The organism is Enterococcus sp. ARL09-542 (genome assembly GCF_005234805.1).
Taxonomy (GTDB): Bacteria; Bacillota; Bacilli; order Lactobacillales; family Enterococcaceae; genus Enterococcus_D; species Enterococcus_D gallinarum.
Genome location: NZ_QPQX01000011.1, coordinates 73,439 through 93,059, shown reverse-complemented (window position 1 = coordinate 93,059; position 19,621 = coordinate 73,439). Strand labels below are relative to the sequence as shown.

The window sequence follows — 19,621 nt, the reverse complement described above, 5'->3', positions numbered from 1 at the left end:
CCTTATCTTACGAATTTGAATGTAGCCGTCTGCAGATCGCGACTGTTGCTGCCGACCATGGCTTGGAATGTGCCAGCATCACTGGATGTTTCCTGATTGCTGTGGACGTAACGCAACATATCTTCCGTAATTGAAAAAGTTACTTCTTTGGTTTCCCCTGGTTCTAACCATACTTTTTGGAATCCTTTTAATTCTTTGATTGGTCGGACAACTTCACCAACGAGGTCTCGCAGATATAACTGGACGGTTTCTTCACCAGCAAAGTCGCTATTATTCTTGATCTGAAGGGATACTGTCAGTGTCTCTTCAGCAGACAGTTGTGATTTATCTAAACTTAACTCACTATACTGAGCCTCGTGATAGCTCAAACCGAAACCAAAAGGATATTTTGCATAGTTGGAGACATCCAAATATTTCGAGACATATTTTTCATCAGGTGCACTTTCATAAGGACGACCGGTAGTTTCAGTATTGTAATAAACAGGTACTTGACCGACTGTTTCTGGGAAAGACATACTCAAACGGCCGCTTGGATTGTATTGTCCCCATAAAAGATTTGCTAATGCGTGACCACCTTCTGTTCCAGGGAACCATGCTTCAACGATGGCTTTTGCTTCATCAATGCCTTGAAGATCTAATGGACGACCATTATACAAGGTCACAACGAGTTGCTCATTGACTGCCTGCAATTGTTTGAATAATGCTAACTGCGCTTCAGGCAAGCGAATATCGCTGCGGCTCGCTGCTTCTCCGCTCATCCAGTCTTGTTCACCTAGTGCGAGAACCACTTTATCTGCTTGTTTAGCTAATGTAACAGCTTCATTGATCGCTGCTTCTGTTGGCGCAAAATAATCGAATGGTTCTTTTCCATAAAGAATATTCTCTGAAACTGCTTTGCTCCCTTCGATCAATGAAACGGCTTCTTCTTGTTTCCCTTGCCATGACCATGCACCTAAAATATCTTTAGAGTGAGCCGCTGGTCCAATGATCGCGACCGTCTCCGTTGATTTAAATGGTAAGATGTTCTCATTCTTCAATAAAACCATTGATTTTTGAGCGATTTCTCTCGCGGCTGTTCGATGTTCTTGCGAAAGTACGACCCTAGCTTCAGCAGCTTCATCTGCCCCACGATGAGGATTTTCAAAAAGACCAAGATCATTTTTAAGGGTCAAGATCCGCAATACTGCTTCATCCAATAACTCTTCCGCAACAGCGCCTTCTTCGATCAATTCTTTCAAATAATCGTTGTAGCAAGTCGTCATCATTTCAATATCGACGCCTGCTTTGATCGCTAATTCTGCCGCCTGTTTCTCATCCTCTGCTGCGCCATGGGCAATGATTTCTTTGACCGCACCCCAGTCAGAGATCACTACGCCATCAAAACCAAATTCTTTTCGCAACACATCACGGAACAACCAGCGATTCGCTGTAGCCGGAATCCCATCTACCGTATTAAAGGAAGTCATCACCAATTTTGCCCCAGCTGCTAGTGCGGCTTGGTAGCCTGGTAAGTAACTTTCCCGCAATTGACGCTCAGACATATTGACTGTGTTGTAATCACGACCGCCAATTGCTGCGCCATACGCCGCAAAATGCTTCACACAAGCGGCGACCCGTTCAAAATCATTGGTCAAGTCTTCTCCTTGGTAGCCTTTCACGAAAGCCTCCGCAAGGCGACTGTTCAAGTAGGGATCTTCTCCGGTAGATTCCATCACTCGTCCCCAACGAGGGTCTCGGACTAAGTCCACCATTGGCGAGAACGTCACATGGAGCCCAGACACAGCGGCTTCTCTAGCTGAAATTTCGGCCATTTGTTCCGCAGCATTCAGATCCCACGAACTACCTAGAGCCAATGGAATCGGGAAGATTGTTCGAAACCCATGGATAATATCTGCCATTAGAATCGTCGGGATCTGCAGGCGATTGTTTTTGATGTATTCTTGTTGTACTCGGATCGCTTCTTTGGCACCGGAAACGCCTAGCGTTGTTCCAGCGTTGTTGATGGTTTCTTGGGTCAGTCCCAGATCACTCATCGGTCCGGTTTTTTCTTCCGCTTTGTCTGAATAAAACGCAGCAGCCAGTTGCAATAATTGATCGATTTTTTCATCGATAGTCATTTGTTCAAGTAAGTGCGTCAATTTTGTCTTTTCCATTTTTGTTCCACCTTTATCGTTCATCGAATCGGAGATCTGCTTCCAACGGGAAATGATCGGAAGGAAACCGTCCGTCACAAGAATCCGTCAAACACCCGGTTTTAATGATTCGAAATCCTTTAGTATAAATATAATCAATTTCTTCTAACTGGTTCCATGGGAGTTGATAGTCAAAATTTTGATAGGAACCTCTGGGACCGTAATGTCCTTTTTCATTTTGTTCTTTTGCGTTAACAAAAATCGTTTGCAGGGATTCATGGACGCGTTCAACTGCTTCTGCATTGAGATCCCCCATTAGTAAAACGGGTAAAGCGGCGATTTTATCCGCTAACCGTTCCAAGATGACTTTCATCCCTTCAAAACGGGCGATTTCTGAAATATTGTCCAGATGCGTATCGATGACTAAAAAGTCATGTCCTTTTCTATCTCTTAGTACCGTCCACAAACACAGACGCAAGTATTCCGCTTCTGGATGAATACTTGGCACATCAGGTGTCAGAGATAACCAAAATGAGCCTGAATCTACTTTAGAAAACATCGTCTTCTTATAATAGATCCCGATACCTTCTCCTGTTCCATCGCCGTCTCGTTCAGCAGTTACCGACTCGTAATCAGTCAATCTTGCTAAATCAGCGACTTGCGTCGGCCGGACTTCTTGTACGCACAAAATATCCCAATCATGATAATCGATCAATGCCAATACTTTGTCCGCACGATAAGACCATTGCCACTCTTTATCGTAATCCGTATCCACACGTAAATTGTAAGTTGCCACTTTCATTTCTTCATATCCTTTTTAACAATTTTTGGATCTGTTGCATTTCTTTTCGAATCTGTTTGGCTTCACCGCCGCCATGCCCTTTGTTTAAATACACAGTTAATTGTTTTGGGGTTGAGATTCGATGGTAACTGACAAAAAAATCGGTCATTGGGCAGATAGGATCCTGGCTCCCTACTGAAGCAAAGACAGGGCCAGTGATTTTTGCTGCCAGATTTTTCAAATCATAGTAGGCCATTTGGTAATAGATGGTCTCCTTGCTATCTGGAAAGGTATCAATATATTCTTGCATCACATGATAGCTCCCAGTTCTGCTTTCGATGCGGTGAGAAATATTCGAGTGACTAGGAACATCTGCAAAAGTCGCAAAGATTGGCGTTTCAGCCAGCGCATTGACAATTAATGCAATCCCGCCGCCTTGTGACCCGCCTCTTAAAATCACTCGTTCAGAATCAATCTCCGGCAGCTCTGCTGCGACCTCTAGCAGGCGAAGACTATCTGCAATCATGCGTTTCATATAAAAATCTTCTTTTTTTAAAATTCCTCGACCAAACGGTGCCTCATGTTGCGTCGTTTCATAAGGATGTGTATCTTTCGTACGGCCGCCTTGCCCGCGATTATCGATCACCAAGCAGGCACAATCAATCAATGCCCAGTGGGCAAACTGAAAGGGTTCCTGTAGGTGATTCATATAACCTAAATAATCGATGACGATTGGAAGTTGGCTCTTATTTTTCGGAACTAAAAGATAGCCGTAAATCGTTTCATTGTATAAACTTTGGAAATTGACCTGATAGACATCGATTCCTGTCAGCAATGCTGGTTGTTGCTTTCGTTCAAACGCTAATGGAATCTGTTTGATTTCTTGTTTGACTTGTCGCCAAAAACGGTCGATTTCCTCCTGAGATGGTTCATTTCTAATTGATTTCATTGACGTCACCCTCTTTTGCCCACACCTTATGAAAGAACAGTACTTGCAGATAAGCGAATCCTGAAATACCTAAACATACGAATAAGAAAGAATTGATCTTATTCAGCAATAGAAATACGAATACTGGAATCACTAGCAAGATGATCGCATTTGCGGTACTACTCAACACCGCATAGGCAGTTTCGTGTGCGGTTTGTTTGACTGTGGAAGAAAACAAACAAAACAGTAGGACAAACACCGTCAAGAATAAACCAGCTAAACTGCTGAGTATCACTGCCAACACCCCAAGATAAGTGGTGATTCCCATCAATCCATAAATGATCGCCGCGGTGACAGCAACATACCCCACGATGATCCCTTCAAGTACGATTCCACGTTTGATATTTGCTAGAAAAGCTCGACTATACCGTTGCCAAACTGGAACATCTTTTTCTTGGTAAAGCTGATCGATGGTTTGATACAAGGCGATCAAGGCTGGTCCTGTCAGTACAATCGTGACCGCAGGAACAAGGAACAAAAAACTTAATAGGATCATATCCGCGGCAAAGGAAAAGACACGATAGTACCATCCTTCATAAGAGAAAATTTGTTTCATCTCCACTCACCTGCTCCCTTTCTAGTTTCAATCCTACTGATTTCTTGTTGTTTTCTTACTCATCTCTTGTTTATTATCCTTTTGCTAAAGTAGTAAAAAGATCCTTTTACATATACTTTTGTTGGTACATTTCTACATCTGCTCGTCTACACTGCGCTTCGCCTACAGTTGCTTCTAGGCTGGCGCCAAGAAGAACTTGCATGTCTTGCTTTGTAAGCCAATCGCAGTGTTTCAAAGCAAAAAGAGGAAAGGTCGTTGGGTCTCGCTTTCCTCTTTTCATCCTTTCTATAACTGATTATTTAAGTTTTTCGCGGTTTTCTGCCATTTTTTCAGATTTGACTTCTTTGATTGCATCCCAATTGTTGGAATCTAAGAAACTTTCAAAATCAGACAGTGTTGAATCAAACGTTTTTTCATCTTTTGAACGAATCAAGGAGATGACTGTGCTATTTAGTTTTGTTTTGATCGAATTATTGGAACGAGCTTCTGCAGTCCCAGCATCTGGATCTGTGTTCTCAATAACAAAGTGCGGATAAAGTTTTCCTTCACCCCATTCTTGCATTTGGGTTAATGCGCTCTCTGTTTCTACTTTCAATGCATTGACACGGTCATTGTTGAAGTAGTTGAAGCGACTGATACCATATTTCTTGTTGTACCCTTCGTTATCTGTTTTCTCCATTTCTTTTACTTCAGGTAAGTAATCGATTTTGCCTTCGTCATTGTATTCATAAGTGACGCCTTCAACACCGAATTTCGTCAAGATTTGTCCTGGTTCATCGATCAAGTAAGTGAATAGTTGAGTGACTTTTGCTGGATCGACTGCATCTTTTGTGATGTAGTTGATCAACCAGCCTGAGATACCGGTTTGATTCAATGTTGGTTTCCGGCCTGATGTGCTGGCTGGTCCATCAATAGCAATATAGCGAGTATCAGAATTCTTCATAAATTCAGTAAAGTTGCCGCCTTGACCACTAGTTCCTGCAACAAGCATCGTTGCATATTTCCCTTGTTTTACTTTTTCATCATAGGTCGGACCGTCATCTGTAAAGCTGTCATCACTGATGTTGCCTTCACGGTATACTTTGTTGAATGTTTTCAACCAATTGATATATTCTTCATCTAAGTTGCGGTCATAGTAATTACCAGATTCATCTTCTAATGGAACACCTAAGAAGTCTTGTAATTTATCTAAGAAAGGACCTGCTGTGTCACCGACAGTCGTGAAGCCCAGTGGGGTTAGATCAGGATATTTCTCTTTGATTTGATCCATTACTTTGACAAAATTTTCTGGTTTAGAAATGTCTGGTTTGCCAAGTGCTTCATAGACATCTTCACGAATGACGAAGTTATCATTTACCGGAATATTGCCGCTTTCATAATCGGCTGCTGTATTCGAATAGTTTGGATAGCCATATGTTTTGCCATCGTCTAATGCAAACCAATTGAAGGTATCTTCTGTTACGACATTCAATAGGTAAGGATCATATTTTTTCGCTAGATCATTCAATGAGTAAGCCCAGCTATCTGCTTTAGTGGCTGCTTGACTGGTTTTGTCCATCAATGTCACGATGTCTGGCATATCGCCACTTGAAATAAGTGCATTCAACTTCGAGTCGTCTCCGGAAATAAATTCGATATCGATATTTAAATCTTTCTTGATCTGTGCGGTGGTAACATCTTCCCCAAAAGGTAATGCCGTCCAGTCTGAGTTGATGTACCAAGTGATTTTAGTTGGTTCTTTTTTGGTATCAAGTTTCCATGCTGGTGTTTTCTCATCAAGCTCATAACGATCTTTGATCGAAAAATCTGAGCTGCTAGCGTCATCCGAGCTGCCGCCACATGCTGCTAAGCTAAGTAATGCTGTTGCTGCCAATAAACTGCCTAATACTTTTTTCATACTGATCCCTCTTTCTATTCTTTTACCGCACCGGCCATCATACCGCCGATGAAGTGTTTTTGAAGTAATGGATAGATAATCAAAATTGGTACAGTCGTGATAACGATAGTAGCCAATTGCACCCCGCGGGTCGTTGCCTGCACGACAAAGTCGGTACTACCGCTTTCGGTCATCGTGCTTAAGTTGGACTGCACAATGATTTCATAGATCTTCATTTGCAGCGGATAGAGATATTCTTTGGTGATGTACAATTTTGTGGTCATAAAGTCGTTCCATTGTCCGACACCATTGAACAATATGATGGTAGCTAATGCTGGTTTCGTTAATGGTAGGAAAATCTTGTAAAAAATTTGAAATTCGCTGGCCCCATCGATTTTCGCCGATTCTTCCAAAGAAGGAGGAATCTCACGGAAAAAGTTCATCAAGATAACGACGTCATAATAGCTGAATAACGCTGGAATGATATAGACCCAAAATGAATCTAATAACCCTAACGATTTGATCAGCAAATAGGTTGGGATCATCCCCCCGCCGAAGTACATCGTAATGACTCCTAGCGTGGTGTAGATATTCCGGCCGATCAGCCGTGATTTACTGAGTCCGTATGCCACAACGGCACAAAACAGTGTATGTGTCACTGCCCCGATCAATGTTTTCAGTACAGAGATCAAAAATGCCCGTGGGATACTGTCATCGGAAAATACTTTCCGGTAATTCTCCCAAGTAAATCCCCGCGGCCATAAAACGAGACCGTTTTCAGCCAACCCTGAACTAGAAGATACCGATGAGACTAAGATATTCCAGATTGGAATAATGATCAGCAGCGAAAACAGAACGAGGATCACTGTGTTAAAGAAATAAAACCATTTGTTCTCTTGTGTTCTTCTTTTTATCACTTGGTCACCCCTCCTATAAGATAACTGAATTGCCATTGTTCAATTTGCGTGTCACACGATCGGTGATGACTAGAAGAATGACAGAAATGATTGCTATTCCCAAGCCAACCGCTGTTGCATATGAGAAATCGCCTTGTGTCAGACCCATTTTATAAACGAATGAGTTGATGACTTCCGATTTGTTTTGGTTTTGTGAATTCATCAAAACCAATGTCTGGTCTAAATTAGATCCTAAGATGCCGCTCACATTTAGGATCAGATTCAATGAAATGATCGGCGTCAAAAGTGGTAATGTGATTGTCCGAATCTGCGTCAACTTGGTGGCGCCATCGATTCTGGCCGCTTCATAAAAAGTTGGATCGATACGAGACATTCCTGCAAGATATAAAATCGTTCCCCATCCTACTTCTTTCCAAAGGTCAGATAAAACAGCGATCCACCAATATTTATCAGGATCCAACAAATGATTGACACCTTTATCCATCATTCCTAAAGACATCAGGACTTGGTTGATAAACCCATTGGTCGACAACCATGAAATCATCATACCGCCTAGGACAATCCAAGAAAAAAAGTGAGGGATATACGAAACGGTTTGAATAAATTTCTTCAATTTTCCGTCCCGCATCTCAAAAATCATAATGGCGAGAATAATTGGAATCGCAAAGCCTAAGCCTAACTTCATCATACTGATTGCTAACGTATTCCCAACTGCTTCCCAGAAAAAACTGTCGTGTAAAATAATTCGGAAATTCTCTAACCCTACCCATGGTGCAGAGGAAATCGTATCAATGACCGTATAATTCTTAAAAGCAATAATGATTCCATAAATTGGAATATAATTAAATACGATCATGAATGCCACGCCTGGTAGTACCATCCAATGCAGTTGCCGCTGCCGGTATATCTCTTTCAGCTTACTCATACGCAAAAACCCTTTCTGTTATCGTCTCAACGCTCATCCTATCTTTTTCTTTTTAGTGAAACGTTTCTACGAGTTGATTATAAATCGCGCTAGAAAGAAATGCAAGCCTTTACATCATTAAAGTTTTATCATTTTTCATTATCTCATTTTTAATGACTTACATATCCTTTAAAGATATTTTTCACAAACAAAAACCTTTAATAACAAGGTTATCCGCTACACCAGATCACTTATTTTTGTTTTTCTACAGCTCTTGCAACTGTTTATTGCGTTGTTTCTTTTCTCGAAGCAACTAATTTTAGAACATGAACAATAGAAAAACGTTTCACTAAACCATAAAAAAAAGAGCTTTACAGCTCTTCAAAATGATTTTCATAGCCAAAATGGGTATAAGCAAGTGTGGTAGCGATCCGTCCACGTGGTGTTCGTTTCAAAAACCCTCTCTGAATCAAGTAAGGCTCATACATATCTTCCACGGTCTCTGTTTCTTCACCGATGTTTACAGATAATGTGCTGAGGCCCACAGGCCCTCCACCATACAACTCGATCATCGTTCGAATCAGCTTCTGATCCACATAATCTAAACCAGCATGATCGACTTGCAAAAGCAGCAAAGCTTTATCTGCGATTTGGCGGTCAATGATTCCATTCGCTTGCACTTGCGCGAAGTCTCGAACACGTTTCAGCAAGCGGTTAGCGATCCTTGGCGTTCCTCGAGATCGTCGAGCAATCTCAAATGCCCCTTCTTCCACGATCTCCGTCTGAAAAATATCCGCTGAACGTAAGACGATTTCTTTTAAGTCTTGGTCTTCATAATATTCCATATGAGAAATGATCCCAAATCGATCCCGTAATGGTGCAGAAAGCATCCCTGCCCTAGTCGTAGCTCCTACTAGGGTGAATGGCGGCAACGGGAAATGGACCGGATGCGCAGTTGTTCCTTGGCCAACCATGATGTCCACGAAGAAATCTTCCATTGCAGAATAGAGCATTTCTTCGGCAACTCGCGGCAAACGATGGATCTCATCAATAAACAAGACATCCCCCGGCTGCAATTCATTCAAAATCGCAATCAAGTCTCCCGGCTTTTCGATAGCAGGTCCACTAGTCGTCTTGATGTTGACCGCCATTTCATTGGCGATGACCATCGCCATTGTCGTCTTTCCTAATCCAGGTGGTCCGTAAAGCAGCACATGATCCAATGCTTCTTCCCGATTTTTGGCTGCTTGAATGTAGATCGACAACTCTTCTTTTACTTTATTTTGACCGATATATTGCGCGAGAAACTGCGGACGCAATGATTTTTCGATCAATTCTTCTGTTTCATTCGTTTCCGGTGAAACAATCCGTTCATCCGTCACCTAACTCGCTCCTTATTTTTTCATCATCAATTTTAATGCTTCTCGTAAGTATTCATCTGTTGATTTAGTCGTATTAGGCGCTAAATATTTCTCAGCTTTCTTGATTTCTTTTTCACTATAGCCTAATGCTTTCAAAGCTGCCATCGCTTCGTCCAACGCGGTATTCGCCACAGTGACTGGTGCCGTTGGCTCTTCACCGACTAATTCTGCGACTTTTCCTTTTAAGTCCAATATCATTTGCTGTGCTGTTTTTTTGCCAACACCTGGGAATTTGGTTAAATAAGTGACATCTCCGTTTTCGACAGCCGTGATCAATCCCGCATGGTCTTCATTCGCCATAATTGCCAATGCACTTTTAGGACCGATCCCAGAGACGCTGATCAGTTTTAAAAATAATTGCTTTCCTTCTAATGTAGAAAACCCGTATAAACTATGGGCATCTTCTCTAATTACTTGATGCAGATAAATCTTCACTTCTTGATTCAGCTTGCCGCTGAACGCATACGGATTGCCGAATGCCACTTGATAACCGATACCGTGCGTTTCAACAACGATATACGCCGGAAAGATATCCGTGACTTTTCCAATAATATATTCGTACATAACCGTTCCTTTCTATACATCTAGCTGTACATACGTTCCCTTTATTGTAGCATAGACTGAAAGACAAAAAAAGAAGCAAGCGAAGCTTGCTCCTTTACTCAACAAGAGAAGTATATTCTCCATATCCTTGCTCAGCCATTTCTTCCAATGAGACGAATCGCAAGGCTGCGGAATTGATGCAGTAGCGCAACCCGCCTTTGTCTTGCGGGCCGTCTGAAAAAACATGTCCTAAATGGGAATCTGCTTCTTTACTGCGGACTTCGACACGGTGCATGCCATGAGAGAAATCTGCTTTCTCTTTGATTTCTTTGCGGTTGATGGGCTTCGAAAAAGAAGGCCATCCACAACCAGCATCATACTTATCTGTCGAAGCGAATAGCGGTTCGCCGCTGACGATATCCACATAGATCCCTTTTTCATAAAAATCATCATAAGTCCCTGTAAAAGGACGTTCGGTCGCATTTTCTTGTGTGACCGCATATTCGATCGGTGACAATTTCGCTATCAAATCTTCTTTTGATTCTGACATTTTTCTCACCTACTTTCTTCTCTTATCTTGCCTTTTTTCCAATCGTTTGTAAACGAACTTGCTTCTTTACTTAAGAAGAGGGCAGTTCTGGCCACCTTCTGGTTCTTTCAGCAAAATGATAAAACGGCGGCTGGTCTTTCGTATAGATTTCTTCTGTGAAAACTGCTTCTGTCAATTCTTGAAACAAACCAGTGGCAAAGAAGAATTCTGCCGTCTCCTGTGCATAATAAAATAAGCTAGAGCCACACTGGCGGCAAAATCATCTTTGCGCCCAATTAGAAGAGTTATACCGTTGAATCAAGGATTCGCCAGTAAATGTGATTTGATCACGGGAACAAGCGGCCAGCGCTAAAAAAGGACCACCATGAAATTTCTGACACATTGAGCAATGACAAGCAGTCACTTGGGGATGAACCTCCGTTAGCTCAATCGTAACTTGACCACAAAGACACCTGCCGGATAGATTCATTTTTCCAGCTCCTCCGGAAATTCTTTTAATAACTTGGCAACCGTATTAACAGGGAAGCCAACGATCGTATAAAAATCCCCTTGGATCGCTTCAACAAACACTTTTGCTGCTCCTTGGATCCCATAGCCCCCGGCTTTGTCTTGATATTCCCCAGTTTTCAGATACTCGGTAATCATTTGCTCCGTCAACAGACTAAAGGATACTTGTGCAGAAACCAATTTTTCTCGTCGTTTTTCTTGTTTTTGTAAAACGACCGCAGTATGGACCCAATGAGTCTTTCCACTCATCTTCTGCAACATCCGTCTGGCATCTGCTTCATCAGCAGGTTTGCCGAAAATCTCCTGGCCCACCACTACGGTAGTGTCACTGGCGATCACAAGATCTGTGGGAAAGCAGGCTGTGACAGTTGCTGCCTTTTCCCGCGCCATTCGCTGCACATACTCCTCTGGTGCCTCTCCAAATACCACAGACTCATCGATATCTGCCGGCTGTATCTGAAAAGATGGGACCAATTCCGCTAATAATTCTTTTCGCCGTGGCGATTGAGAAGCTAAGACAATCATTCCATTCCACTCCTTGCACGATGCGGATCTTGGATCCGTTTAAACATTCGCTCCATATCACTATTGGTAAAATGAATCAATACCGGACGTCCATGAGGACAATTGAAGGGATTCTCACACTTTGCAAGATCCGCCAATAGGATTCGTGCTTGCGCCTCATTTAGATAATGATTGGCTTTGATCGAACGTTTGCAGCTCATCATGATCGCTGTTGCTTCCCTGAATTTCTTGACGCTGACTGAACCTGTCTCTAAAAGCATGTCGATCATTTCTCGAATGATGCTTTCTTCTTCTCCTGCTGGGTACCAAGTGGGATGCGCCCTTACAATAAAGCTGTTCGCCCCAAACTCCTCCAAATGGATCCCAACTTCTTGTAATTTTTTAGTTTGTTCCTTCAACTTAATCGCATCATTATTGGGATAATCTAAGACGATCGGTACCAATAATTCTTGCAAATCGTCGCTCACTTCTCCGATTTTTTCCCGAAAATATTCATATTTGATCCGTTCTTGGGCCGCATGCTGGTCCACGATATAAAGTCCTTCGTCGCTTTGAGCAAACAGGTACGTCCCATGCATCTGTCCGAAATATTCTAAATGAGGGAAACGTTGCTTGGCAGGCGTTTCTTCTAACAAACGATCCACATATTTCGTATAGTTTTTCTGTCCGGCATGCAGTTCAGGATGCAGCCGTTCTTGCGCCTGCTCTTCGATTAACGACAAGTCCTGCTGACTGGCATCCTCGAGAACAGACGCTGCTGGTTGATCAACTTCTTGGACAATCTCTGTCACAGGTACTGTCGCAGCAAAGGGATCTCGCAACGTTTTATTGGGCAGTGTTTCTTCCAGACTATCGAAAACTGCTTGATTTTCCACAGAATATGCCGAAGACTCCGGAGCCTTTTCCCTTTGCTCCGCGCTTTCTGGAAGTTTTCCACCTTCCTCCACAGGGTTTTCCACAAAGTTATCCACAGTCTGTTGATAACCTGATGACGCCACTTGAAACTTTCCTGTCTCGCGGTTGAAAGTTAATCCCGAAGAAGTCGTAGGACTCGTTCCCAGATCCAGTTTCGTTTGTTCCACAGGTTCAGTGGTCACTTTTTTCTTAAAACGAAGATTATCGGCAGCATTCGGAATCAAATTCTCGTCTCGCAAACTGTCATTGATCGATTTACTGATCAATTTGGTCAGTTCTTCTTCTTTTGATAAACGTACTTCTTGTTTAGTGGGGTGAACATTGACATCGACTAATAATGGATCCATCGTGATCTCCAGGACCGCAATCGGGAATCGTCCCACCATCAATTTTGAGCCATATCCAGCAACGATTGCTTTATTCAAGGCAAAATTCCGAATGCATCGTCCATTGATGATCGTGGATAGATAATTACGGCTAGCCCGGGTCACTTCAGGCAACGAGACATAACCAGTCAGCTTAAAATCAAGATCTTCACTGTTGATAGCTAACATTTTTTTAGCAGTCTCAACACCATAGATCCCGGCGATGGTTTGTTTCAAATCCCCGCTACCAGTAGTAGTCAGCATTTTATTGCCTTCATGGACCAAGCGAAAAGCAACTTCCGGGTGACTCAATGCAATACGGTTCACGATATCGCCGATATTGGCCAATTCTGTCTGCAATGTTTTGACATATTTCAAGCGCGCTGGCGTATTATAAAAAAGGTTTTCTACAGTGATCTTCGTTCCTTGCCGCAAGTTCGCTGGTATATGTTCTTCCACAGTGCCTCCCTTCAACCGAAGGAATGAGCCTTGGGAAGCATCTTTGACAGCTGTTTCGATTGTTAAAATCGAGACTGAGGCAATACTTGGCAATGCCTCACCGCGAAAGCCAAGTGTCCGTATCCGAAACAAGTCATCGCGGTTATGGATCTTACTGGTGGCATGGCGCTTGAAGGCCGTAACGACATCTTCTTCGGCAATCCCCTCGCCATTATCGATCACCTGGATTTTGCGTAGACCGGCTTCTTCAATGAAGATATCGATCTGTGTGCTGCCGGCATCCACTGCATTTTCCACAAGTTCTTTGACAACAGAGGCTGGCCGTTCCACGACTTCACCGGCAGCGATTTGATTCGCTAGACGTTCAGATAATTCTTGGATCTTGCCCATCTGTTTTCCTTCTTTCTAGATTCGTTTTTGCAATTCATAAAGCTTATTTAACGCATCCATTGGGGTCATTTCTAAGAGATTCAGTTTTTTCAACTGATCGATGACGCCAACTTCTTCTGTGGACACCTCGCTAAACAATGAAAGCTGTTGTGTTTCTTCTATCACAGGCTTTTCGATCGTTGGTTCATGTTCTTCCAGAGCTTTCAAGATCGTTGCCGCCCGTTGTAGTAATCCGCTAGGCAGTCCTGCAATTTTCGCCACATGGATTCCGTAGCTCTTGTCTGCCGGACCTTCCATCATTTTATGCAGGAAGACAACTTCACCGTCTTTTTCTACCGCTCCTACATGAATGTTCCGCAAACGCAGTAATTCTTCGTCCAATATGGTCAGTTCGTGATAATGGGTCGAAAAAAGGGTCTTCGCTTTGACTTCTTTATGGATATATTCAATGATGGCTTGAGCAAGTGCCATCCCATCATAGGTGGCTGTTCCACGCCCTAATTCATCGAATAGGATCAAACTGTTTGGTGTGGCATGACGCAACGCCTGATTGGCTTCCATCATCTCGACCATGAATGTACTTTGTCCAGCAATCAAGTCATCGCTGGCACCGATTCGGGTAAAGATGCGGTCAAAAATCGGCATTTCTGCTGATTGCGCAGGAACAAAACAACCGATTTGAGCCATAATCACTAACAGTGCCAATTGCCGCATATACGTACTCTTACCAGACATATTCGGTCCAGTGATCAGTAAAATATCGGTGTCTTCATGCATCACGATGCTATTAGGAATATATTCTTGGTGCCCCAGCACTTTTTCCACAACGGGATGACGCCCATCGATGATATTCAAGGAGCGCTCTTTTTTCAAAACTGGCCGTACATATTGATAGCGTTCAGCAATTGTCGCAAAACTTTGTAACACATCGACTGCACTAATGGCTTTGGCTAATTTCTGCAAGCGAAGGATACTTTTTTTCACTTCTTCTCGTACTTCCAAGAACAATTGGTATTCCAGATCCACCGATTTTTCTTCCGCTTCTAAAATCACTGTTTCCAGCTTCTTTAATTCAGGTGAAATAAAACGCTCCGCATTAGCAAGGGTCTGTTTTCGTTCATAACGGCCTTCTTCGAGACCAGCCAGATTGGCTTTGGTGATTTCGATGTAATAACCAAAAACACGGTTGAAGCCCACTTTTAAATTCTTGATGCCTGTTTCTTGGCGTTCTTTGGCTTCTAACTCAGCTAGCCACTGCTTGCCGTTGCGCATCGCTTCCCGATACTTGTCTAGTTGTTCGTGAAAGCCATCTTTGATGACATTTCCTTCAGTGATCTGCAGCGGTGCGTCTTCATCGATGGCGCTATCGATCAATGCCACTAACTCATCCAGTGGCTCCAATTCGATCAACAGGTCATTCCACTCTCCACGATTGATGCCTTTGATCAACTGGGCGATCAGAGGAACTTGCTGCAAAGAAGATTTCAGCTGCAGAAGATCCCGTCCATTGACATTGCCAAAGGCAACTCGCCCAACTAAGCGCTCCATGTCATATACTTTTGTCAGTGCGTCTTGTAAGTCTGCTCGTTCAAAAAAGCTGTCCAACAATGATTGAACCATTTCTTGACGTGCAAAGATCTTCTTTGGTTGGATCAAAGGACGATCCAACCACTGCTTCAATAAACGGGCACCCATTGCTGTTTTGGTTTCATCTAATAACCATAAGAGTGTTCCATGCTTTTTGCCAGTTCGAATGGATCGACTCAATTCGAGATTGAACTTTGAGTAATAGTCCATTTTCAAAGAATGATCTGGTTGATATTCTACTGCTTGCTGGATATGAGCCAAGCTGCGTTTTTGGGTGATTGCGAGATAACTCAATAATTTGCCAGTGACCGTCTTTTCATCTTCAGGCAATCCGCTAGTCAAAAAACGGAATTCAGCATTTTCTTCATATGTCTCTTGTTTTGAAAAAACAACACTCAAGCGAGTGGTCAACAGTTCTTTAAGGGAGTCAGGAACTTCGCTGCACAAAACGACTTCCTTGGTTTGTAAGGCAGCGGCCTCATTCAATACCGCGTCCTCGTCTTCTAAAAGCGCGGTCTTTAACTCGCCGGTACTCAAGTCTGCATAAGCAAAACTGTAACCTTGCGTCGTTTTCATCACAGCCGTCAAGAAGTTATTATCTTTGGCGGACAGCCCTTTGCTATCCATCACTGTCCCTGGAGTGATCAATTGAACGACTTCCCGTTTGACCATTCCTTTGGTGGTTTTGGGATTTTCGACTTGTTCACAGATGGCGACTTTATAGCCTTGTTCGATCAACGTATCAATGTAATTACTGGCGGCATGATAAGGGACTCCGCACATTGGGATCGGTTCTTCCGCATTTTTGTTGCGGCTTGTCAATGTCAGCTCCAAGATTTGTGCAGCTTTGATCGCATCTTCATTGAACAGTTCATAGAAATCTCCCAGACGATAGAACAAAAAAGCATCTTGGTATTGTGCCTTGATGCTTAAATATTGTTCCATCATAGGAGTGTTTTTAGTTTTTTGAGGCATGAGCATCTTCCTCCTCGATGGCTTTATTCACTTGCTTTTGGATTTCTGTTGTGACGTAGTGCAGCAATTCATCTGCTGCCTGAAGTGCCGCACGATAGGCGATCACGAGTGGATGCTGGTCATATTGTTGGGTCAACTCAGCCACTCGTCGCAAAGCATCCTTTTTTGCTTCCGGTTTATCATAATGTTCATACTGAACGATTTCTTTTTGGGTTTGCTTGATTGCTTCTTCTAACTCCAGCAGCTTTTGATTCTTTTGCGCCCGTTGTTGAATCCTTTGAAACTCTTGTACTACCGGGTGTTGTGCCAATAATTGCCGCAACGCAGCCAATTCTTGTGCTACTGCTGTTTCTTTTTCTAATGGGTCCATGATTCTCCTATTCTGTAAAAGGCCGGTCTTCGCTGATTTGGATTGGACGAATCGATTTGGCTTTTCCAGTTTGTTCATCGATCTCGATCAGACAAGCGGACAAAATACTGCGTCCGTTCTCGATCACTTCAAAGCGTTGCGGCAATGCCGTCAAGAATTTTTCGATGATAGGTTCTCGTTTCATCCCTAAAATCCCATCATAAGGACCAGTCATTCCTACATCTGACAAATAAGCCGTTCCTTGTGGCAAAATTCGGGCATCATTGGTTTGTACGTGGGTGTGTGTGCCGACGACTGCAGAAACTCGTCCGTCTAGATACCAGCCCATGGCTTGTTTCTCACTCGTTGTCTCACCATGAAAATCAACAAAGATAAATGGTGTACGCTTGCGGGCGATAGTCACCAACTCATCCATTTTACGAAAAGGGTCATCAATGTCGACCATGAAAGAGCGTGCTTGCATATTGATGACTGCTAATTCGATCGCATTGACTTTCACAAAGACCATTCCTGTACCAGGAGTCCCTTCTGGAAAATTTGCCGGACGAATCATTTTTTTTGCATCACCAATAAATTCAAAAATATCTCGATTATCCCATGTATGATTTCCTAGTGTGATCACATCGACGCCATCTTGAAGAAATTTCTTATAAATTTTCCCCGTGATCCCCCGACCCGCAGCTGCATTCTCGCCATTTGCGATCGTCACTTGCGGCCGATAGGCTTTCTTCAATTTTGGTAAATACTCTGTCAAGGTATTTCTCCCTAACGATCCAACCACATCTCCAATAAATAATACCCGCACACTTTTTCCTCTTCTCTTTTAACATCTTTCTTTATTATAAGTGTTTTTCTTGAGAAAAAAAAGAGCTATTCCATAACAGCAAACAACCTTAAACTACAGGAATTCCTTCCTACCGACTGCTCTTGTTGCTCTTCTAGGACCCTTTAGAAAATAAAACACTCTCCAAACAACGTTGGTCGTTTGGAGAGTCATCATTATTCAGCAACACGTTTCACGATCGCAACGATTAAGTCCCGCGCCTTTGCCATCGCTTCAACAGTGATAAATTCATATTGACCGTGGAAATTCTCGCCGCCGGTAAATAGATTAGGGGTTGGGATCCCTTTGTAAGTGATTTTGGACCCATCTGTGCCGCCGCGAAAAGGGGCTTCGATCGGTGTGATCCCTAAGTCTTTCATTGCTTGACGAGCAATGATAACACTTTGAGGATTTTCTTTGATTCGGTCGCCCATATTGTAGTATTGATCATACAGCTGATAGGTGATCCGCTCACCATAGTACTCATTCAACTTTTCAATGATCTGCACCATCTTCTCCTTGCGCTTTTGGAAAAGCGTTTGATCGTGATCACGAATGATGTAGGAGAGTTCTGCTTGCCCGATATGTCCAGAAAGATTGTGAAGTAAGTAAAAGCCTTGATAGTCTTTTGTTTTTTCCGGGACTTCTGCTTGCGGCAGTGCCGCATCGATCTGGTTGGCGATCTTTAATGCATTGACGAGACGACCATAAGCCGTCCCAGGATGGACGCTTGTTCCGTTGATTTGGATATCGATCCGCGCAGCATTAAAGGTTTCATACTCCATATGTCCCACACGACCACTGTCCATTGTATAAGCAAAAGCCACTGGGAAATCGGCTGGGTCAAACAGATCCGCCCCTTTCCCAATTTCTTCATCCGGACCAAAAGCGATCCAGACATCTCCCCGTTCTTGTGGATCAATCGTTTGTAAAATCCGCAATGCATCGATGATCTCAGCAATCCCGGCTTTATCGTCTGCACCTAGGAGCGTCGTTCCATCTGTAGTGATCAACGTCTCACCTATGTAGTCTTTGAGGTTAGGAAACTCAGCGACTGTCATCATGATCCCCAACGGCTCATTGAGGCAAACGTCTTTGCCATCATAATTTTCATGGATCTGGGGTTGGATGTTTTCGGCTGCAAAATCAGCGGTGTCTACATGTGCGATAAATCCGACAGCCGTTTTGTCCGGATTTCCTGCAAGACGTCCGATCACAAAGCTATTCTTTTCATGGTACAACACATCGTTAAGCCCCATAGACTGCAATTGATCCCGTAATAAAAGTGCCAGCTCAACTTGTCCAGGGGTAGTAGGAATTGTTTGGCTGCTTGCATCGGAACGGGTATTGATTTTGGCATAACGCAAAAAATCGGCGATCATTGGTTTGTCCTTCACTTTCGTCACTTCCTTCAAAAAGATAATGGTCGATGGTCCGTTTCATGGATGATCTGTCGGAAATCTGCAAATCCTGCATCTAATCCTCGGAGCAGCATTTCTGCTGTACCGATATTCGTAGCCAACGGGATTTCATAAACATCTGACAGACGGATCAATGCGGTCACATCCGGCTCATGTGGTTGCGCTGCCAATGGATCGCGCAAAAAAATCACCATATCCAACGCATCCTCCGAAATCATCGCCCCAATTTGTTGATCGCCTCCTAAAGGACCAGACTTATAGCGATGAACGGATAGTCCCGTAGCTTCTTGGATTCGTTTTCCTGTTGTTCCTGTGGCATATAATTGATGCTGTGCCAAGATTTCGCGATAAGCGGTGACCATCTTCACCATCAATTCTTTTTTGCGGTCATGGGCTATCAATGCTATTTTCATCTTCACTCCTCCTCTTTTTTCCATTGTACCAATACTTGCTGAAAAAAAGAAACTGTGCTCCCAAGAATAAGACATTGCCTAATCTTACACAGAGCTTCCATCATAGAATCAACCGGATCCCTTAGTAAAATAGGTAGGCTGCCACCTTAAGAAGGGGCACCGAAGGAAATCCTTCTGGCAATTTGCGGGGCTGATTTCTCTGA

19 protein-coding genes are annotated in these 19,621 nt (G+C 43.1%); all 19 read right to left on the bottom strand.

Annotated elements, in window-relative coordinates:
* Positions 1–2: 2 nt before the first annotated feature.
* A complete protein-coding gene (locus tag DVW06_RS12315) occupies positions 3–2,153 on the bottom strand; it encodes a glycoside hydrolase family 3 N-terminal domain-containing protein (RefSeq protein ID WP_003128106.1) in 2,151 nt (716 codons plus the stop codon).
* Between the two features lie 13 nt (positions 2,154–2,166).
* Positions 2,167–2,934, bottom strand: coding sequence for an endonuclease/exonuclease/phosphatase family protein (locus tag DVW06_RS12310; protein WP_003128105.1), 768 nt, complete (start codon positions 2,932–2,934; stop codon positions 2,167–2,169).
* Positions 2,935–2,938: 4 nt separating this feature from the next.
* Positions 2,939–3,862 (bottom strand): acetylxylan esterase, encoded by a 924-nt coding sequence (locus DVW06_RS12305; RefSeq protein ID WP_005470078.1) that lies wholly within the window; start codon positions 3,860–3,862, stop codon positions 2,939–2,941.
* On the bottom strand, positions 3,849–4,457 hold the full coding sequence (locus tag DVW06_RS12300; RefSeq protein ID WP_003128102.1) for a DUF624 domain-containing protein: 609 nt from the start codon (positions 4,455–4,457) through the stop codon (positions 3,849–3,851). Before DVW06_RS12300 ends, DVW06_RS12305 begins: the two co-directional genes overlap by 14 nt.
* A gap of 106 nt (positions 4,458–4,563) precedes the next feature.
* A complete protein-coding gene (locus tag DVW06_RS17090) occupies positions 4,564–4,737 on the bottom strand; it encodes a hypothetical protein (RefSeq protein WP_003128101.1) in 174 nt (57 codons plus the stop codon).
* 15 nt (positions 4,738–4,752) lie between these two features.
* Positions 4,753–6,354 (bottom strand): sugar ABC transporter substrate-binding protein, encoded by a 1,602-nt coding sequence (locus DVW06_RS12295; RefSeq protein ID WP_137264698.1) that lies wholly within the window; start codon positions 6,352–6,354, stop codon positions 4,753–4,755.
* Between the two features lie 14 nt (positions 6,355–6,368).
* A complete protein-coding gene (locus tag DVW06_RS12290) occupies positions 6,369–7,250 on the bottom strand; it encodes a carbohydrate ABC transporter permease (RefSeq protein ID WP_021150594.1) in 882 nt (293 codons plus the stop codon).
* A 13-nt stretch (positions 7,251–7,263) separates the two neighbouring features.
* Entirely contained in the window at positions 7,264–8,175 is a 912-nt protein-coding gene (locus tag DVW06_RS12285; RefSeq protein ID WP_005470074.1) for an ABC transporter permease, read from the bottom strand.
* A 350-nt stretch (positions 8,176–8,525) separates the two neighbouring features.
* A complete protein-coding gene (ruvB, locus tag DVW06_RS12280; RefSeq protein WP_003128097.1) occupies positions 8,526–9,536 on the bottom strand; it encodes a Holliday junction branch migration DNA helicase RuvB in 1,011 nt (336 codons plus the stop codon).
* 12 nt (positions 9,537–9,548) lie between these two features.
* The gene (gene ruvA, locus DVW06_RS12275; RefSeq protein WP_003128096.1) at positions 9,549–10,139 is read right to left on the bottom strand and encodes a Holliday junction branch migration protein RuvA; all 591 of its coding nucleotides are present in this window, start codon (positions 10,137–10,139) and stop codon (positions 9,549–9,551) included.
* Positions 10,140–10,233: 94 nt separating this feature from the next.
* The gene (gene msrB, locus DVW06_RS12270) at positions 10,234–10,668 is read right to left on the bottom strand and encodes a peptide-methionine (R)-S-oxide reductase MsrB (RefSeq protein WP_137264697.1); all 435 of its coding nucleotides are present in this window, start codon (positions 10,666–10,668) and stop codon (positions 10,234–10,236) included.
* 259 nt (positions 10,669–10,927) lie between these two features.
* The gene (locus DVW06_RS12265) at positions 10,928–11,137 is read right to left on the bottom strand and encodes a GFA family protein (RefSeq protein WP_003128094.1); all 210 of its coding nucleotides are present in this window, start codon (positions 11,135–11,137) and stop codon (positions 10,928–10,930) included.
* Positions 11,134–11,700, bottom strand: a complete 567-nt coding sequence (locus DVW06_RS12260) for a Maf family protein (RefSeq protein WP_005470071.1) — start codon at positions 11,698–11,700, stop codon at positions 11,134–11,136. The genes DVW06_RS12265 and DVW06_RS12260 overlap by 4 nt, the downstream gene beginning before the upstream one ends.
* Complete coding sequence (gene mutL / locus DVW06_RS12255) at positions 11,697–13,829, bottom strand: DNA mismatch repair endonuclease MutL (protein WP_005470069.1); 2,133 nt, start codon at positions 13,827–13,829, stop codon at positions 11,697–11,699. The genes DVW06_RS12260 and mutL overlap by 4 nt, the downstream gene beginning before the upstream one ends.
* A gap of 15 nt (positions 13,830–13,844) precedes the next feature.
* The gene (gene mutS, locus DVW06_RS12250) at positions 13,845–16,391 is read right to left on the bottom strand and encodes a DNA mismatch repair protein MutS (RefSeq protein ID WP_131731973.1); all 2,547 of its coding nucleotides are present in this window, start codon (positions 16,389–16,391) and stop codon (positions 13,845–13,847) included.
* The gene (locus DVW06_RS12245) at positions 16,375–16,761 is read right to left on the bottom strand and encodes a YlbF family regulator (protein WP_029486274.1); all 387 of its coding nucleotides are present in this window, start codon (positions 16,759–16,761) and stop codon (positions 16,375–16,377) included. Before DVW06_RS12245 ends, mutS begins: the two co-directional genes overlap by 17 nt.
* 7 nt (positions 16,762–16,768) lie before the next feature.
* On the bottom strand, positions 16,769–17,566 hold the full coding sequence (locus tag DVW06_RS12240) for a TIGR00282 family metallophosphoesterase (protein WP_003128088.1): 798 nt from the start codon (positions 17,564–17,566) through the stop codon (positions 16,769–16,771).
* 194 nt (positions 17,567–17,760) lie between these two features.
* The gene (gene pepT, locus DVW06_RS12235; RefSeq protein ID WP_005470063.1) at positions 17,761–18,966 is read right to left on the bottom strand and encodes a peptidase T; all 1,206 of its coding nucleotides are present in this window, start codon (positions 18,964–18,966) and stop codon (positions 17,761–17,763) included.
* A 29-nt stretch (positions 18,967–18,995) separates the two neighbouring features.
* Positions 18,996–19,418 (bottom strand): methylglyoxal synthase, encoded by a 423-nt coding sequence (gene mgsA / locus DVW06_RS12230; RefSeq protein ID WP_003128085.1) that lies wholly within the window; start codon positions 19,416–19,418, stop codon positions 18,996–18,998.
* Positions 19,419–19,621: the final 203 nt, after the last annotated feature.

Bases quoted from the DNA above. Each gene is read 5' to 3' on its own strand.
- ruvA (WP_003128096.1), bottom strand. From the start codon at position 10,139: ATGTACGAATATATTATTGGAAAAGTCACGGATATCTTTCCGGCGTAT.
- pepT (WP_005470063.1), bottom strand. From the start codon at position 18,966: ATGATCGCCGATTTTTTGCGTTATGCCAAAATCAATACCCGTTCCGAT.
- DVW06_RS12265 (WP_003128094.1), bottom strand. From the start codon at position 11,137: ATGAATCTATCCGGCAGGTGTCTTTGTGGTCAAGTTACGATTGAGCTA.
- DVW06_RS17090 (WP_003128101.1), bottom strand. From the start codon at position 4,737: ATGAAAAGAGGAAAGCGAGACCCAACGACCTTTCCTCTTTTTGCTTTG.
- DVW06_RS12310 (WP_003128105.1), bottom strand. From the start codon at position 2,934: ATGAAAGTGGCAACTTACAATTTACGTGTGGATACGGATTACGATAAA.
- DVW06_RS12245 (WP_029486274.1), bottom strand. From the start codon at position 16,761: ATGGACCCATTAGAAAAAGAAACAGCAGTAGCACAAGAATTGGCTGCG.
- DVW06_RS12285 (WP_005470074.1), bottom strand. From the start codon at position 8,175: ATGAGTAAGCTGAAAGAGATATACCGGCAGCGGCAACTGCATTGGATG.
- DVW06_RS12260 (WP_005470071.1), bottom strand. From the start codon at position 11,700: ATGATTGTCTTAGCTTCTCAATCGCCACGGCGAAAAGAATTATTAGCG.
- DVW06_RS12315 (WP_003128106.1), bottom strand. From the start codon at position 2,153: ATGGAAAAGACAAAATTGACGCACTTACTTGAACAAATGACTATCGAT.
- DVW06_RS12305 (WP_005470078.1), bottom strand. From the start codon at position 3,862: ATGAAATCAATTAGAAATGAACCATCTCAGGAGGAAATCGACCGTTTT.
- DVW06_RS12295 (WP_137264698.1), bottom strand. From the start codon at position 6,354: ATGAAAAAAGTATTAGGCAGTTTATTGGCAGCAACAGCATTACTTAGC.
- mgsA (WP_003128085.1), bottom strand. From the start codon at position 19,418: ATGAAAATAGCATTGATAGCCCATGACCGCAAAAAAGAATTGATGGTG.
- msrB (WP_137264697.1), bottom strand. From the start codon at position 10,668: ATGTCAGAATCAAAAGAAGATTTGATAGCGAAATTGTCACCGATCGAA.
- mutL (WP_005470069.1), bottom strand. From the start codon at position 13,829: ATGGGCAAGATCCAAGAATTATCTGAACGTCTAGCGAATCAAATCGCT.
- mutS (WP_131731973.1), bottom strand. From the start codon at position 16,391: ATGCCTCAAAAAACTAAAAACACTCCTATGATGGAACAATATTTAAGC.
- DVW06_RS12300 (WP_003128102.1), bottom strand. From the start codon at position 4,457: ATGAAACAAATTTTCTCTTATGAAGGATGGTACTATCGTGTCTTTTCC.